The 16,786-nt window shown below is 66.4% G+C and carries 11 protein-coding genes and 1 tRNA gene; 4 read left to right on the forward strand and 8 right to left on the reverse strand.

Annotated features, from left to right (window positions below):
• Positions 1-49: 49 nt before the first annotated feature.
• The 6 genes from KF688_13135 to KF688_13160 form a co-directional block, all read right to left on the reverse strand.
• Positions 50-835, reverse strand: a complete 786-nt coding sequence (locus tag KF688_13135) for a MotA/TolQ/ExbB proton channel family protein (protein ID MBX3426617.1) — start codon at positions 833-835, stop codon at positions 50-52.
• A 72-nt stretch (positions 836-907) separates the two neighbouring features.
• Positions 908-2,287, reverse strand: a complete 1,380-nt coding sequence (locus tag KF688_13140) for a tetratricopeptide repeat protein (GenBank protein MBX3426618.1) — start codon at positions 2,285-2,287, stop codon at positions 908-910.
• A 151-nt stretch (positions 2,288-2,438) separates the two neighbouring features.
• Entirely contained in the window at positions 2,439-3,011 is a 573-nt protein-coding gene (locus KF688_13145) for a hypothetical protein (GenBank protein ID MBX3426619.1), read from the reverse strand.
• Between the two features lie 371 nt (positions 3,012-3,382).
• Complete coding sequence (locus KF688_13150; protein ID MBX3426620.1) at positions 3,383-4,120, reverse strand: BON domain-containing protein; 738 nt, start codon at positions 4,118-4,120, stop codon at positions 3,383-3,385.
• Positions 4,121-4,416: 296 nt separating this feature from the next.
• Positions 4,417-4,689 (reverse strand): hypothetical protein, encoded by a 273-nt coding sequence (locus KF688_13155; GenBank protein MBX3426621.1) that lies wholly within the window; start codon positions 4,687-4,689, stop codon positions 4,417-4,419.
• Positions 4,690-4,795: 106 nt separating this feature from the next.
• Positions 4,796-6,712, reverse strand: coding sequence for a redoxin family protein (locus tag KF688_13160; protein ID MBX3426622.1), 1,917 nt, complete (start codon positions 6,710-6,712; stop codon positions 4,796-4,798).
• 328 nt (positions 6,713-7,040) lie between these two features.
• On the opposite strand from KF688_13160, the gene KF688_13165 reads away from it, so the two are divergent.
• Positions 7,041-7,114, forward strand: a tRNA-Ile gene (locus KF688_13165).
• 51 nt (positions 7,115-7,165) lie between these two features.
• On the opposite strand, the gene KF688_13170 is transcribed toward KF688_13165, so the two are convergent.
• Positions 7,166-9,508 (reverse strand): DUF4982 domain-containing protein, encoded by a 2,343-nt coding sequence (locus KF688_13170; GenBank protein ID MBX3426623.1) that lies wholly within the window; start codon positions 9,506-9,508, stop codon positions 7,166-7,168.
• A gap of 403 nt (positions 9,509-9,911) precedes the next feature.
• Positions 9,912-11,903, reverse strand: a complete 1,992-nt coding sequence (locus KF688_13175; GenBank protein MBX3426624.1) for a rhamnogalacturonan acetylesterase — start codon at positions 11,901-11,903, stop codon at positions 9,912-9,914.
• 643 nt (positions 11,904-12,546) lie between these two features.
• Between KF688_13175 and KF688_13180 the strand changes: the two genes are divergently transcribed.
• The 3 genes from KF688_13180 (at position 12,547) to KF688_13190 (ending at position 16,779) form a co-directional block, all read left to right on the forward strand.
• Positions 12,547-13,893, forward strand: coding sequence for a hypothetical protein (locus KF688_13180; protein ID MBX3426625.1), 1,347 nt, complete (start codon positions 12,547-12,549; stop codon positions 13,891-13,893).
• Between the two features lie 161 nt (positions 13,894-14,054).
• Positions 14,055-15,371: a right-handed parallel beta-helix repeat-containing protein gene (locus KF688_13185; protein ID MBX3426626.1), complete on the forward strand. Its 1,317-nt coding sequence runs from the start codon at positions 14,055-14,057 to the stop codon at positions 15,369-15,371.
• 7 nt (positions 15,372-15,378) lie between these two features.
• Positions 15,379-16,779 carry a PD40 domain-containing protein gene (locus KF688_13190; protein ID MBX3426627.1) on the forward strand — a complete coding sequence of 467 codons (1,401 nt, stop codon included), beginning with the start codon at positions 15,379-15,381 and terminating at the stop codon, positions 16,777-16,779.
• The last annotated feature ends 7 nt before the right edge of the window (positions 16,780-16,786 follow it).

The following is a 16,786-nucleotide window of genomic DNA, read 5'->3' on the forward strand; positions in this document are numbered from 1 at the left end:
GATTCGCTGCGTGAGGTCGCTTGTCGCAAAGCGACTATTGCCGCGCATGCTACGCCGCCTTCTTCGGTTTGCGGTTGCGGCGGTCTTCGATCCCCTCGGCCGAGATCAGATTGACGAGTTCCTGGCCGTTGCGATCGATCTCCATCACGAGCGCGTCGACGCGCCCCACGAAGAACAGGTACAGGATCAGCGCGGGAATCGCGACCAACAATCCGGCCGCGGTCGACAGGAGCGCCCCGCTGATGCCGCCGGCGAGCATTTCGGGTCGGCCCATCGCGCCGCTCGAGGCGATCGCGTTGAACGCCTCGATCATCCCCCACACCGTCCCCAACAGTCCGAACAGCGGGCAGACGGTCGCCACGCCGTTGATGACGCGGAGGAACTTGCGCATTTCATTGGCGGCCCGCTCCCCTTCGTCGAGCACGGCTTGCTCGACCTCGACGGCCGGTTTGCCCCACTTTCGCAAGGCCGCCTCGAACACGTCGGCGGTCAGGCTGCCGTTTTCCTGGCAATACAGGAGCGACTCGTGCCGATCGAGGGCTCCTTCGCTCACCTGGAGCAGGAATCGCTCGACGAACAATTTGGGCGCGATCCGACTGCGGCGAAGACTGAAGGCGCGCTCGAACACCACCAGCACCAGCACGAACGAGCAGAGCCCGATCGGCGCCACCCACGGCCCGCCGCCGGAGAGGACGCTCCACAGGCTGGTCGTCGGGATCGGCGTCGCGTCCCCGTCAGCGGCTCGCGCGGCGGTCGGCCCCAGGATGGCCGCCAGCAACGAGAGGAGGACGACCAACCGACGCGGAGTTCGAGGATGACGAAGTTCGGAGTTCATGGTCTTGCGTCTCTTGAAATCAATCCGCGGACTGATGGTTGGCGACGGGCTGCGGTGCACGACTTGGCAATCTCATCGGCGGAGAGTCTGTTCGACGAACGCGCTGCGCGCTTGAAGCTGCGTAGCCGACTCTGTCCTCGCGAATCGCCGGGCGGCGTCGGCGTAGACCTGAGCCGCTTCTTGCCAGCGGCCTTCCAGTTCCCAGCACTTGCCGCATTGCAGCGCCGCTCGGGCTTGCCACTCGGCGTGACGGTGTCCGTCGACGGCTTGCTGATACGCAACGCGGGCCTCGGCGTAGGCCCGCTGGTGAAAGTAGGATTCGCCGATCATCCATTGGGCCATCGCCGCCGTCTCGCTCCCCTGGGCCGCCGGGTCGTCGAGGACTTGGCGATAGGCCCCGCGAGCAGCCGGGAACTCCCCCCGCCCGGCAAGCGCCCTGCCCCGCAGGTAGTTGGCCTCGTACGCGAGCGGAAACTGAGGCCACCGCCACTCGAGCCAATCGAGCGCCACGAGGACGTCGTCCCACCGCAATCGCGCTGCCTCAAGCTGCGCCAGCCGCAACGGCGCCAGGGCAGTCCACGGCTCCTTGAGCGCCGCAGTCCGCAAAGCGACTTGCCCGAACAACTCGCGGGCCAGTTCGTCCTCCCCCTGGCGATAGGCGATCTCCGCGCGCCAGAACTCCGCCTGAGCCCGCAACGGGTCGCCGGGACGCTCGGCTCGCAGCCGGTCAAGCGTCGCCGCCGCGGCTTGTTCGTCTCGGTCGGCAAGTTCCAGTTGGCTTTGCAGATAGAGCGTGAATTGACGCAGCTCGCGGCGACGCGCGACGGTTTCCTCCGCGCCTGGCGTAGCATCGAGCCGCGCCAGCAACTCGCCGGTCCTTTGTCGTCCGGCCTCGCGACGGTCCGCCTGCCGATCGAGCCACGCAAGCCAGTACGAAGCTTCCATGGCGAGAAGGCCGGTCGGCTCCGTGACGGCGGCCACGGCGAAATGCTCGCCCGCCTCTGCATAGGCTTGTTGCTCGCGCAAGAGCGCGGCCAACTCGAAATGCCGCCAAGCCTTCTCCGTCGCAGCGTCGCCGTGATCGTCGGCTGACGAAGTCTCGGCGTCGTCGGTCGCGGGAATCTTTGCCAGCAATTCGCGATAGATCGCGACGGCGTCGGAAGTTTGTCCCAATCGCCGATGGAGCCTGGCGATCCGCGCGAGCAACTCGCAGCGTGCGGCCTCGTCGGACTCGCCAAGCGATCGCCGCAAGAGCGCAATTGCCCCGTCGTAGTTGCCCGCCTCCTCAAGGCGCCGCGATTGGAGCTCGACCGTCGCAGAAATCGGAGGGGCGGAATCCGCCGCGACGGCAGTCCCCGCGAGCTCGCCGGCCGAGGCGATCGATGCCGCAAACGCGACCGTTCCGACCAGGACGGTCGGTGCGAGTCGGCAAATTCGCGGCAAGAGGTTCATCTCGCATCCTACGAAAACGGCTTGCCGAAACTTCCTTAACGAAGTCTCGGCAAGCCGGAGTTTGCGTGAATCGTCAAAGCGACCGTCGCGGAGACGGGATCGATGCCTCAAGCAGAAGCAAACCTTCCGTCGACCAACCGCCAGATCATCTTCACTGAGCCGGCACGCCGGCCGAGTCGTTGACGTTCCCCACCATGTGGAGGTGGTTGTGGTCGACGTAGATCACTTCACGTGCGTCTTCGTCTCGCAGCGTGTGCGGCACCGGCCAGCCGACGCGACGGACGTCCTCGAAGTACACCGTGCATTTGTAGTGAGCGTGGTGCTGCTGAGCAGGCCCGATCAGCGGATAGACACGGGGCGGATCGATGTAGTCGGCGATCTTCTCCTTGACGATCCGCACGTTGTTGCGGTTGCGTTCGAACAGCAAGGGGATGCCTCCCTGAACGGGCTGAGCCTTTTCCAGGGCTCGCATCACTTCGTCGTCGCTGGGGGGATCGAGGGCTACGATCTGGGCGCCCGAGGTGATCGGCCCCAAGATCGGCACGCGCTCGTAGCGTTCCTTCATCCAGAACGCATCTTCCTTTTCCTTCTGCTTGAGTGCAGGAACCGGAATCGGAAACGCGGCGATACCCAGACTGGGGCCCAAGTGGGTGCAGCCGGAACTGAACGCCGTGGAGCCGAGTACGGCCGCGACAAGCACGAGAGGGGCAGTTCTACGAGGCATCCTGCGAGCCCTTCACCATGAGTAATTCGTTGGCGGCGCCAGCCGTCCTGGCTGGTCGCCTCACGCGGGCGCGTCGCCCGCTGCTCGCGGCGGGCCGCGAGACTTTTTCCCTACAGAGACAAGTATCGAGCGAATCTGGGTAGAACTTGCGGGTAAATCCGATTATTCCGGCGAAAGAAGCCGGGGGGCGTGCTAGCAAGCGACTCGTCGGAACCGCTCCGGGGGCGGAACCGCTCGACGCGGACGACTTGCGATCCCAGCTGCCTTGCCATTCCCCGAACGCCAATCGCCAGACGCCAACGAAAAAAACCCCTGCCAGCACAAAGCTGGCAGGGGCAGTTGTCGTCGCGAGAGTTCGGCAGCATCGGCGCCTAGTGGCAATCCTTGCAGTCCTTAAAGTCGAGCATCCACCAGCCGTCGTCCCATTCCAGGGTGACCTTCCGCCATCCCAGCGGGACCTGCGGATAGGGATAGAACGGGCCGATGTACGGCCAAGCCGAGGCCGAGTACTGCTGCGGATAGGTCAGCGCGGCGTAGTTAGGGTACGACGCATAGCTCGGCCAAGCGTAGTTGGGCATCTGGGGATTGTCGTAGCTGACCGTGCGACCGCCGCCTCCCATGGGGACGTGGCCCATCGGCACAGGAGCGCCGCCGTTCATCGCAGGGCCCGCGTACTGGCCGTAGCCGGCCGGCTGCACGCCGCCCATGCGGGCCATCGGCACGGGAACGTTCCCGCCCTGCACGCCGCCGACGGGCTGGAAGTTGCCTGCAGGCCGCACTTCGCCGGCCAGAGTCGCCGGTGCCGGCGTTTCGGCCGCCGTTGCGGAAGCGACTTCAAGCCGGTTGATGACCTTCTCGACTCCCGAGCTGCTGGCGGCGATCTTCTCGGCCAGCTGCCTCTGCTGCTGGCTGGTCACCGAGCCCATGAGCCATGCGACGCCGTCCTGGTACTTGACGCCGACGCGATAGTCCTTCATTTGGCCGCTCTCTTTGAGATTCGCGGCGATCTGCTGGGCGGCGGCGCGATCCGCGGCCTCGTCGGCCGAAGCTCGCACGGCCGGCGCGAGCGCGACCAGCGCGATCGCCAGGCCAAACAACATCTTTCGCATGGTACCCCTCCTGGGCTGGTTCAAGGCCGTCGCCCGCGGCGCGTCACGCACGCGGCCACGACGACTTTGCTCCGGTGAAAAGCCGGTGTGATCTCGCTGTGATCGACGCGGCGACCCCGTGCGGCGCGAGGCGCACGCGGTGCGGCGCAAGAGCCGTGCGTCGATCTGCAAGAGAATTTCGGCTCGCGGTTATGCCGAAGGGGAGTCTTTTTCCGATTTTGCCGGTGATTCGGATTGCGCCGGGCGCCGGCAGCTAGCAGAACGCCGGGCGCCTCGGAGCCGACGTCGCCGCGACGTCACCAAGCCTCGCTGCGCGCGGGAGCCGGATCGAAGTCCGCGATCGCGACAACGATCATCACCGCCAGCGTCCCGGCCGAAAGTCCCCACAGCGGCCAGCAGAAGTGTCGTCCGGCAAGCGTTCCGAGCGCCATCACCGACAGCGTCGCGAGAAACGCCGCTTGCACCGCGTCTTCCCCCCGGCGCCGATGGGTTGTTCGCACCAACACCGTCAGGGCGAGTCCGAGCAGGTGAAGCGCGAACCACGCGCACTGGAGGCTGAGAGAGTCCATCGGGGCGCGTCCTTGCGCTGGTGATTGGCGGCTGGGAACCGAGGGGCGGTGTGGCGCGTCCTTGCGACAACGGCCCGTCGGAGATTGCGTCGTGGGATCGGCGTCGCTACTTCTTCGCCGTTTTCGGGGGGGCGAGGAGTTTCTTGAGCTCCTCGTCGAGATCCATGACTTGAACGTTGTTGTTGACGACCGCCCCTTTGTCGTCCACCAGAATCATCAATGGAAGCGTGATGATCCCCAGATCGTTCGCCAACCGGCTCTCGAACCCGCCCGGCTCGAAGATTTGCTTCCACGGCAGGCGATGTTCCTTGAGATACGCCGTCAGAGCGGCGCTGTCCGTGTCGAGACTGATCCCCAACACGTCGAACGTCTTTCCGCCGTATTTGGCGATGACGTCTTTGAGCATGTCATGGTCCGACTTGCAGGTCGGCGCATCGGACGACCAAAAGTGCACGAGCGTGATCTTGCCGCGATACTGCTTCAAATCGACGCTGCCGCCGCCCACGGCCGGGCCGGAGATCGCCAGCGGCTTCCCGACGCAGGTCAGTCGCACGATCGCCCCCTTCGCGTCGACCGCATCGACGCTCTTGGGATACTCGGTCACGATCCGGCGGTAGAATTTCTCGGCCGCCTCGGGCTCGCCGGTGAATTCGCTGTTCATCGCCAATTGCAGCAGCGCTTCGGAAACGTGCTCGCTGTCCTTGTGTTCGGCAGTGAACTTCTCGAGCTGCTCGAACCAAGCGGCCTGCGCCTTGGGGGTCGACAGATCGCTGCCGTATTCCGACTGCAGCTTGCGGAAGTGGACGTGCGTCATCAGGTCGTTCGAGGCCCCGTCCTTGACGAACTGCTTTTCCAACTCGGCGAGTTCTTCGAGCCCCCCTTCGTACGCTTCGCCCTGCATGGCGAAGTGGATCGTGTCGACGATCTGCTTGAGCCACAGCTCGCGCTCGTCCTGCGATCCCGACGCGGCGGCGACCTTCTGCAACACCTTCACGCGCTGGGCGTTCAGCTTGACCCGGGCGGCCGGGGCGGCGCCGACGATCTGCGTGTCGAGCTGCTCGAGCTGCTCGAGGGCTTCCTGCAGCGCCTCGCTGGGTGGATCGAAATTCTGGCCGGCCAGATGGGGATCGGGCATTCCGGCGGCGTTGTCGAAGAAGATGCCCGCGGCGATTTGGCCGGGCGCCGCAAGCGACGGAGCGTCGACCAGTTTCCAAACCCCGCCCACGTCGACCATCGTTCCCAGTTGCAGTTGCTGGTGATCGTCGCCGTTGCGAATCATCGCCCAGGCGTTTTCGTAAACGATCAGGTCGGCAGCGGCGCCTTTGCTTCCTGCGGGAACGGCCCCGGGTCGCAAGCCCCCGAAGTCGGCGAACTCCGCGTCGGCGGCGATCTTGCCGCTCTTGGCCACGGCCGCAAAATCCGTCGCGGACTTCTTCACGCGCGGGGCGAGCCGCTCGGCGACGGCGGGGGCGACTTGCAACCTTTCGACGTCCTCGGCCGTCAGCGCCACGCGCGCAAACCGCTCGGCGTCGCCGGTGCGGAGCGCGAGCACCGCCTCCTCGGCCGCCTCTTCGGGGCTCAGCCGCTCCCAGGCGTCGAGTTTGCCGTCTTTCCTCGTGTCGATCCCCACCCGCGAGCCGGCCGTTTGCAGCCAGCGAAAGCGATCGGCCTTGCCGTCGAAGTCGCTGTCGACGTCGCGATAGATCTCGATGCCGTTCTTGAAGTAGCTCCACCGGTCGACGGTCTTGTCGCCGTTGCTGTCGGCGAACTCGCGAAGGGTCAGCCCGCTGGGGTCGCGAACGACCCAGGCGGTGGCGCCGTCGAGCGTCTCGACCTTGATCGTGCATTGAGCGACTTCGCCCTCGCCGGGGGTGTCGTAGTCGATCGGCGCCTGAGTCGGCTTGAACTGGAGGGCGTACTCGGCGGTCGGAGCCGAGCCCGCGGCCGACGCCCGGCCGGGCGCCAGCAGCATGAGGGCGAGAACCAAGAAAACGCCGTATCGTCCGCCGCTAATCCGCCGCATGGCGCCGTCCTCGTCGCAGGGGTCCCAATGGCATGTCCGACCGGCGGCCGCCGGCCGTCGGAGCGCGTCTCCGGGGGGTGAGGCGAACCGGCCGCCCCTGCCCCGGAACTCGGTTTATAACGGCCAATCGCCGAGCCCGACCAGAGCGTTTCCCGGTCTTGCGACGGCAAGGCGCTCAAGGACGCGGCTTGTCGACGCGGTTCGTCTGGGGCCCCCTTTGACACCCCCCCGCAGCGACCTACAATATGGGGCTCCCCAGCAGCAATGCTGGCATCCTGCTGGCTCGGTGCACGACGCTAGCATCGGTCCGCCGGCACGAGCCGCGGCCGGGCGCGTAGCTCAGTTGGTTAGAGCGCAGCCCTGATAAGGCTGAGGTCCCAAGTTCGAGTCTTGGCGCGCCCACTGTTCGGCTCCGCCCCGTCGAGGGGCGGAGTCGGGCTGATTTCTTTCTCGCTACCGACCCTCGTCGGATGCAACGGCTTCGATCGCGACGACGCCCGGCGCTACGCTCGAAGCGACGGCCTTGATGCTGATCGACCCCGTCCCGCTGGCCTTCACGTAGGCGACGCACTGTCCCTGAAACAGCTTGCGGCGCGTCGCCTGGAAGGGTTCGTGGCTGACGATCGAGCCGTTGTCGACCGCGACGATCGCCCCGGGACCGGTCGCCGTGAACTCGACAAGGTCCTCGCTCCGCGGCAGCGGCGTTCCCCGCTCGTCGACGAGACGAGCCACGACGATCGCCACGTCGTCCCATGACGACGTGATGCTCGAGCGATTGGTCGTAAGCTCCAAGCGATGCGCCGCCTCGGCCGTACGCAGTTCATGTCGGGCGACCTCGCGACCGGCGTTGCGCGCGATTGCCGTCACTTCGCCTGGCGAGAACGCGACCTCCCAGGTCCGCGGGCGGGCGTCGCCGGGAAGCGGTTTGGCGCCGAGCGATTGGCCGTTGAGCACCAATTCCACCTCGTCGCAATTGCTGTAGACCTCGACGAGCTCGCGATGAGGCTCCAAATCGCGCGGCGTCCAATCGTCGAACAGCACCTGCCGGCGTTGCCACTCGACCGCCTCGTAGCCGGGATCGGTCGGCGTCCTCTCGGTCGCCGCCTCGCGCCGGAAGACGCGAACCATCGGCGCGTCGCTCCACCAGCTTTGCCGCTCGTAACCGCGCGGATGGACCCGGCCCGAACGGTCAAGCAGACCCGCGTTGAACGTCGTCACCGGCCACCGGCGCGACTCGCCCAGGTAGTCGATGCCGACCCACAGAAACTGCCCCGCGTGCTGGGGATTGTCGCGGCATGCCAACCACGTGCCCCGATCGTGCCCCTGCTCGGTGCCGATGATCTTGCGCGTCGGATCGTCACGCCAAGCCTGCAGCAATTCCTGATCGCGGTAGTTCGTCCCGATCACGTCGAGCATGTCGGCCAAGCCGTTGTCGTAGTCTCCGCTCACGTTGGGGCGAAACAGCGCCTGCGTCACAGGCCGAGTCGGATCGGCTTCGTGGCACGCGTCGACCAGCCCCCGCAGGATCTCCTTCGCAAGGTCCTGTTTGGGCGTGTCATGGATTTCGTTGCCGACGCTCCACAGGATCACCGACGGGTGATTCCGGTCCCGTCGGATCGTATCGCGCATGTCGCGATGCGACCACTCGCGGAAGTGCTTGGCATAGTCGTGGCGACGCTTGCGCACGGTCCAGCAATCGAAAAATTCGTCCATGACGAGCACCCCGAGGCGATCGCACAGATCAAGAAACTCCGGCGCGACCGGATTGTGAGCGGTCCGCACGGCGTTCACCCCCAGGGCCTTGAGCCGCTCCAGTCGGTCCTGCCAGATCGACAGCGGCACGGCGGCGCCAAACGCCCCGCCGTCGTGATGGAGACACACGCCTTGGATCTTCACGTGCCGGTCGTTGAGCCAGAACCCGGTGTCCGAGCGAAACTCGGCCGTGCGAATGCCGAACGGAACCGACGTCTGATCGACCAGTTCGTCTCCGCGCTTCACCGCGACAACCGCCGTGTAGAGCCGCGGCGCGTCGAGTTCCCACCGCTGCGGACGCACGACGACGAGCGAGCACTCGGCGGTCGCCGTTGCGCCCGCGTCGATGCGGCCCGCGCTCTCGCCAGCGGCGACCTGCGCGCCTTGCGGATCGCGCAGGACCGTTTGGACGCGATAGTCCTCGCCCCTGACGCCGGCGTTCTGCAGTTCGATCGCAACGCGAACCGTCGCCGAGTCGGCCGTCGCCTCGGGAGTCGTGACGAACACCCCGTCCCGCACGACATGCAGCGGATCGACGACCGCCAGCCGCACATGCCGATAGATGCCGCTGCCGGCGTACCATCGCGAGGCGACTTGCTCGGACGTGTCCGTGCGGACCTCGATGAGATTCGCCGCGTCGTCGCCGAACTGGAGTCGGTCGGTCAGTTCGTAGGCGAAGCTGACGTACCCGAAGGGCCGCCGGCCGCAATGCTCGCCGTTGATCCAGACGTCGCTGTTGGCCATCACGCCGTCGAATTCGACAAACACGCGCTTGCCGCGCCAATCGTCGGGCGCCGCGAACCGTTTGCGATACCGGGCGACCCCTGTGGGCAAGAACCCGCCCTCCCCTCCGGCGGGATTCGTCTCGGCGAACGGACCGGCAATGCTCCAATCGTGCGGGACGTCGACCGTTTCCACGGTCGCGGCGTCCTCCCCCTCGGCGGCGTCGCCCCGTTGGAATTGCCAGCCGCGATCGAAGTCGATCACCTCCCGCGGCGACGACTCGCCGGCCGGGGCGCTTGCTGTCGAAGCGTACGGGGACAGCAAGACGACCAACGGCGCCAGGACGACTCTTGCCAATTCGATTCGATGGAACACGAGTTAACCCTACGTGGAGAAGTATTGCGAACGAGAGAACCAAGCACGCGCCCGCACATCACGCGAGTCATCGCGAACTGTCAGGCACATGCGAATCAAACGCCGACGAACAGCTTCAACCGTAAGCGGCGGTCGGGCGGCTGATTTGATGGTAGTGATACCATTTGCCAAATTGACGGGTGACGGGTGGCCCCCAGCGGATTCCCTGGGGGCTTCGCTGCGCTGCGACCCCAGCCACCCTTCCAAGGGCGTAAACGGTATCACTGCCGAATTGATTGACGACTTGCTCGACTTTGTCGAACCTGCAACGGACGGCTGCAGTGCAAAAATGGAATCGCGATCATCCGCGCTATTCGCGAGCCGCAGGGTCCCAGCGGACGCTTGCCGGGACGGCGAACTCGGCGAATCGCGGCGGGCGGGCGAGATCGAACTCCGGCAATTCTTCGGCCAGCCTCGTCGCCGCTCCGGGATCAGCGTCAGGGAGCGCCGCGACCACGCAGCTTGCGAGCAGGAAACTGCCGTAGGACGTGTGGTGCGTCGGATCCTGAAACGCAGCGCCGAGATCGTCCCCGAGAGCCCTGTAGAGCTGCTTGCTCAATGTATGCAGATCGATCAGCGGAACCTCCTCCGCCGCGGCCAGTTCGCGGACGGTCTGCGGATACTCGCCCAGGGTGTCGTTCTCGACCCCCGTTTGCCGCTCCATCGAGGTAACCAGAATCGGCGTCGCTCCCCGATCGCGGGTTCGGGCGATCACGTCCGCCAGCAGCCGGCGATACTCGGCAAGCGCCCCGGGACGGGCGTCTTTCATGTCGTTGTGACCGAACTGAATCAGCAGGTAGTCGCCCCGCTTCAGCAGCGATTCAATCTTCTCGAACCGTCGGGCGCCGACGCTGCTGCGGACGCTCTCGCCCGACTCGGCGTGATTGGCGACCGCGACGCCGGGTGCGAAGAACAGCGGCAGCATCTGCCCCCAACTTCCCCACGGCTCGAGCGGCTGATCGGCGACGGTCGAGTCCCCGGCAAGGAAGACGGTCGTCGCGCGCGGCTCGGGGACCACCGTCATCTCTGCCGGCAGGCCGCCGCAGAATTCCAGCGTCAGCCGATCGTCCCAGGCCCACGCTTCGGAGCCGCGCTCGCGGTCCTTGAGCCGCACGCTCGGCCCGTCGGCGCCGCCAGCGCCGATCGCCGGCGTGCGAATGTTGACCGTGAATTCCCGCCGCGGCGGCGTCTGGCCGATGCGGCACGCCATGAGCCGTCGCAACTCGGCCTTCACGGCCCGCGGGGACGCATCTCCCCGGCCGTAGTTCAGCGTGACGCGATAGTTGCCTTCCGGCAGCTTCACGGAGAAATACCGCGACTCCTCGCTGCGCTCGGCGAGCTGTTCAAACCCAAACCCGCGCTCGGGGTCGTAGGCGTCGTCAACCGCAACCCAGCTCCCCCCGTCGGCGACGCCGTGCTCGCGGAAGTGGAAGCGGTAGGCATCGCGGACGCTCGCCTGTCGCGGGCGTCGAGCCGCCCCGTCATCGGCCTCCCCTTCAGGACGTAGGATCTCCGCGAGCGGGCAGTCCGCAAGCCGGCGGATTCCCTCGGCGACGCACGCCGCGTTGAGCCGCGCCCCCGCCTCGGTCGTGTGCGTGTGGTCCGCGACCGTGAAGAAGTCGCGCGACACCGTCTCTTCGCCAAGCTGCTCGTACCGCGCGGCGATGATGCCGTTGAGATCGACGAACAGCGCCCCGCTCTGCTCGGCCGCCTCCTTGGCCCACCGGCCGTAGTCGCGATCGGCACGCACCACCGTGCCGGCTCGCCACATGTTGCGCGGCACGGGCGACAGGATGATCGCCGTGGCGCCCCTGGCCTTCGCGTCGGCGACGATCTTGCGCAAGTACCAGCCGTAGCTGTGCACCGTCTCGGCCTTGCCGGCGGCGGCGACCGTGCCTTGCTCGGTCTCGTCGCCGTTGCCCTTGAGCGAGGCCCGGGGGCGATCGCCTTCGAACAACTGGCCGCCGTCGTTGTGGCCGAACTGAATGAGCACGAAGTCGCCGGGGCGCAGCCGCTCCAGGGACCGCTCCCACAACCCTTCGGTGAGATAGGTGCGACTGCTGCGTCCGCCGAGGGCCCGGTTCTCGACGACGGCCGCCTCGGGGCGAACGTGCTCGGCCAGCGCCTGCCCCCAGCCCCACATTCCCCCCTCGCCGCGACCGCTGCCGTTCTTCACCGTCGAGTCGCCGACGAGGACGATTCGAACCGGGTCGTTCGAATTGTCCGCCGCGAGCGCCTGCGGGCAGCAAAGGATCGCCGCGTTGATAGCCGCGAAGAAACGCCGTGTGAGAGCTGAATTCATGGCTGGTTGTTGCTATTACGCAGTTGAGCAGTTGAGGAGTGCCTTGTGAAAGCGCCTCACGGGCGATCGGATCTCAGTCGTCGGCTCAAGGCGAGTGGTTCATGCCGAGAGCTGCTGGCGGCGAGCAGCCCGAATTGCCGGGGCCTGCATGCCCGCGATAGGGAAGCTGTCACATCCGCCGACAAGCAGGCACGAGGAGAATCGGCCTCCGCACGGGCGACGAGCTCCGGGGACAAGCTTGCCCGCATGCCGTCAGGCTTCGCTCGCAGACTCGCTCTCAAGATACCAACGCACGCCTGCCGCGGGAGCGGTCTCGCCGACGGCTGCGTCCCGAAAGCGCTGCCAAGCGCCTGGTCGTTGGAACCCCTTTTTTGCAGACCCGCGACGAATTATCGCAATCCGTTCTTGCGACAGTACTTGCAGCAATTCACACCCGCGTAATCGCTTGTCCCCGTCGTACGCGGCAACTAACCTGATTTCAGGGCGATTTGATTGGCCGACTTGTCTTGAACAGGTTCGATCGCGTCGCTCGCCGAGCCGCCGTCGCGGGCGATGGTCCTGCGGAATTCACGCCGGCGGTCTCTTCGTAACGCTTGTCTTTCGAACTCTTCCCCTTTGACACACTAGCTGTGAGGAGCGTCTCATGAAATGGACACAACGATGGTCGTGGCCGATGGTCGCGGCCGCTTGGGCGGTGCTCGCCCAGGCCACTCTGGGAACCACGATTACGTGGTCGTCGCACGATACGGGCGTTGATCCGAGCGACAACACCCTGTGGAGCAATCCGGCCAACTGGATCGGCGGCATCGCGCCGGCCGCCTTGGACGACGTTGTGATCGGCATCCCCGTTGCCAATGGATCGCGCATCACCGTGAACGATCTCCCGGCCGGCACGCAGATCGACGGGATCGCGATCTTAGCCAACCTGAACGAGGTGAACGGCAACTCGATCAACCTGGGCGGCAACGTCTCTTACACCGCCGGCGGTTCGAGCATCGGGCGGATCGGCGCCCCGGTCGTCTTGCTGCAGGACACGACTTACTCGGTCTCGGCGAACACCAGCAATGGCCGACTGGAAGTCAGCGGCGGAATCAGCGGCGCCTTCGGCATCATCAAGGCCGACCCGGGCCGGCTACGATTCGTCACCACGGCCAAGAGTTACGACGGCGATACGATCGTGACCGGGGGCCTGCTCGACATGTCCTCGGACAACATGCTCCCCTCCGGTGCGGGCAAAGGGGACGTGTACGTCGGGGCCGGCGCCCAACTGTTCCTCAACAACGTCAACCTGCAGATCAACGGCCTCAACGACTACAGCGGCGGCGCGGGCACGGTCCTCAAGTCCGGCAGCAACACCCGCTCGCTGACCATGGGGAATAACGACGCCAACGGCACGTTTTCCGGCGACATCACGTTCACCGGCGGTTCGTCGACGATCATCAAGACGGGCGCCGGGACGCAGAATCTCAACGGTTCCGTCTCGGTCGCCGGCGCGGGGACCGTGAACGCCGGCGTGCTGAACGTCAACGGCGCATGGACCGGCAACGCGCTCGTCAACGCCAACGGAACGCTCGGCGGAACGGGGACGATTTCCGGCTCCGTCACCGGCGCGGGAACCGTGTCGCCGGGGACGAGCATCGGCATGTTGTCGGCGGGCAGCGCTGTGCTGGGCGGAACCCTGCTGGCCGAAGTCGACGGCGCCGGTCCCGGCTCGGCCGACGTGCTGGCGATTGCCGGAGCGCTCGACATCACGGCCGCGTCTCTGAATCTGAGCGTCCTTTCCCCGCTGAATGATCCGGCCTACGTGATCGCTACTTACGGTTCGCTCTCCGGCGCCGCGTTCGCCAACGTGCTGAATCTTCCGTCGGGGTACGTGCTGGATTACGCCTTCAACGGCAACAGCATCGCCCTGGTGCCGATTCCCGAACCGGCGACGATCGCCCTGGCGGCGATCGCGGCAACGTTGGTCGTCCGGCGGCGCCGCAAGTAACGTGCCTCATCGCACCAAGCAGCGCTCAGGCGCGCCCGGCTTCGCTGGGCGCGCCTGTTTTTATTGGTACCCTGGGCGGACGGCTCGTCTTTCGTGTTCTGCTGAACCGCGGCGCAACTCGTAGCTCCGCGGCCCCGATTGTGGCTTTGGGCGATTCACCCATGACACGATGCTTGATTGCAGCGACGCTCGTCGCGATTGGCGCTGTGCGCTGCTTGGCACTCGACGTTTCGATCCTCGACGAGGGTGCGAAACCTGGGGGGGATGCGCTCTGCACCGACGCGATCCAAGGGGCCGTCGACCGCGCCTCCGCCGCCGGCGGGGGGCGCGTCACGATCCCCGCCGGCGTGTTCAAGTCGGGGGCCCTCGTCCTTAAGGCCGGGGTCGAACTCCATCTGGCCGAAGGGGCCGTGCTGCTGGGTTCGACCGACCTGGACGACTACCCCACGCAGATGACGCGGATCGAGGGGCACTTCGAGCCGTGGCGGCCGGCGCTCGTGAACGCCAAGGATCTCGACGGGGTGCGGATCACCGGCCCCGGCACGCTCGACGGCAACGGCAAGCCGTTTTGGACCGCGTTCTGGCGGCGCCGGGCCGAGAACCCCAAGTGCACCAATTTGGAAGTCGAACGTCCCCGGCTGGTCTTCCTCGAAAACTGCACGAACCTCGAGGTCCGCGACGTGCGTCTCAAGGACTCGGGCTTCTGGAACTTGCACCTCTACAGATGCCGGGACGCGCTGGTCGAGGGGATCTCGATCGCCGCCCCGCACGGCGATCCCCCCAAGATCGTCGGCGAGCTCCAGCCGTGGGACGAGACGGCGATCGACCGAGCCCCCAGTTCCGACGGCATTGACGTCGACAGTTGTCAAAACGTGACGATCCGCAACTGCACGATCTCGGTGGGCGACGATTGCATCGCGCTCAAGGGGACAAAGGGCCCGTTGGCCATGGAGGACGAGACGAGCCCCCCCGTCGAGAACGTGCTGATCGAAGACTGCAACTTCGTCAGCGGTCACGGCGTGCTGACCTGCGGCAGCGAGGCGACGATCGTTCGCAACGTGACGCTGCGCAACTGCCGGGTCGGCGCGGCAGTGCCGGTCGTACGGCTCAAGCTCCGCCCCGACACGCCGCAACTCTACGAGAACATCGCGGTCGACGGGATCACGGCCGATCGCGCCCAGGCGATCTTCGACGTGAAGCCGTGGACCCAGTTCTTCGATTTGCAGGGACACGCCCCCCCTCAGTCGGTGGTTCGCAACGTGACGGTCGAACACGTGACCGGCACGTTCCGCACGCTCGGCGAGCTACGCGGAAACAAGGGGGACGAGATCTCCGGCGTCATGCTGCGCCGCATCGACGTCGTCGCCGACGTGCCGCGACTTGTGCTCGACGACGAGCAGGCCGTCGTGTTTCAACAAGTCCTCGTCAACGGGCAGCCGTATTCGGCCGTTTCGGCGGCCGCTTCCTCCTCGCGCTGAGCGCCGCATGAACCAGTTCGCACCCTTCCGTTTCGCCGGCGTCGGCCGGGCGACCGCATCCCTCGCTTACGTCGCCGTCGCGCTGCTCGCCCGCGGTTCCGCCGCCGACGAGCCGCCGCGCGAGTGGATCGACCCGCAAACCGGCCACCGGATCGTGCGGCTCTCCGACGAGCCGGGGAGCCAGAGCCTCTACTTCCATCAGTACCCGTTCTCGGCCGACGGGCGAAAGATGGTCTTCACGACCCCGCACGGCATCTCCGCGGTCGATCTCGAAACCCGAGAGATCGAAGAAATCGTTCCGGGGCCGGCGCTCATCCTGCTCACCGGTCGCAAGACGGGGGACGTGTACTACATCCAAGACGGACATGTGAAAGCCGCGAGTCTCGACACCCGCGCGGCCCGGGTCGTCGCGAAGTTGCCGGAGCAGTTTCGGTTCCGGCCTTCGGCCCGGCAATTGAGCCAATGGCGGCGCGGCGACGACCCGGCCGAACAGCGGCGCGAACCGCCGAGCATTCCCGAGGGGGTGCGCCGCAACTTCGGCTGGGGGAACGTCGCGGTGAACGCCGACGAGACGCTGCTGGTGGGCATCGGAACCGATCCCGACGGCACACTGCAGCCGCGCACGGCCCCCGAGGGCGAGGCGGCGGGGGGGCGACTCGGCCCGCGTTGGGCGTCCGGCCAACCCTTGGTCATGTACACGATCGACGTCGCGACCGGCGACGTGCGGGTCATCCACCGCAGCCACGACTGGCTCAATCACCTGCAGTGTTCGCCGACCGACCCGGGGCAAATTCTGTTCTGCCACGAGGGCCCCTGGCACTACGTCGACCGCACCTGGGTCATTCGCACCGACGGCACGGGACTGACGCTGGTCCATCCGCGCACGATGAACATGGAAATCGCCGGCCACGAGTTCTTCGACCCCCGCGGCGACAAGATCTGGTACGACCTGCAAACGCCGCGGAGCATGGTCTTCTGGCTGGCCAGCCGCGATCTCAAGACGGGCGCCCGGAGGTGGTACCATCTCGAGCGCGAGCATTGGTCGGTCCACTACAACGTCTCGCCTGACGGAACGCTCATGAGCGGCGATGGCGGGGGGCCTTCCTCGGTCGCCAATCTGACGGCCAACTTCGAGAAATTCGACCCGCCCCGCAACGGCCAGTGGATGTACCTGTTCCGCCCGGAAGAGGGCCGCCGCAACGGCCTGGGGGCCGAAGGGGGCGACCTCGTCGGGACCGGCGTCCTCCACGCCGAGCGATTGGTCGACCTGTCGCAGCACGACTATGACCTCGAGCCGAACGGCATCTTCACCCCCGACGGCAAGCACCTCGTCTTCCGCTCGAACATGCACGGGGCGCCGCACGTGTACATGGCGGAGATCGCCAAGGCGGAGCGAACTGAGCCGTAGGGAAGCG

Source organism: Pirellulales bacterium, assembly GCA_019636345.1.
Lineage (GTDB): Bacteria > Planctomycetota > Planctomycetia > Pirellulales > Lacipirellulaceae.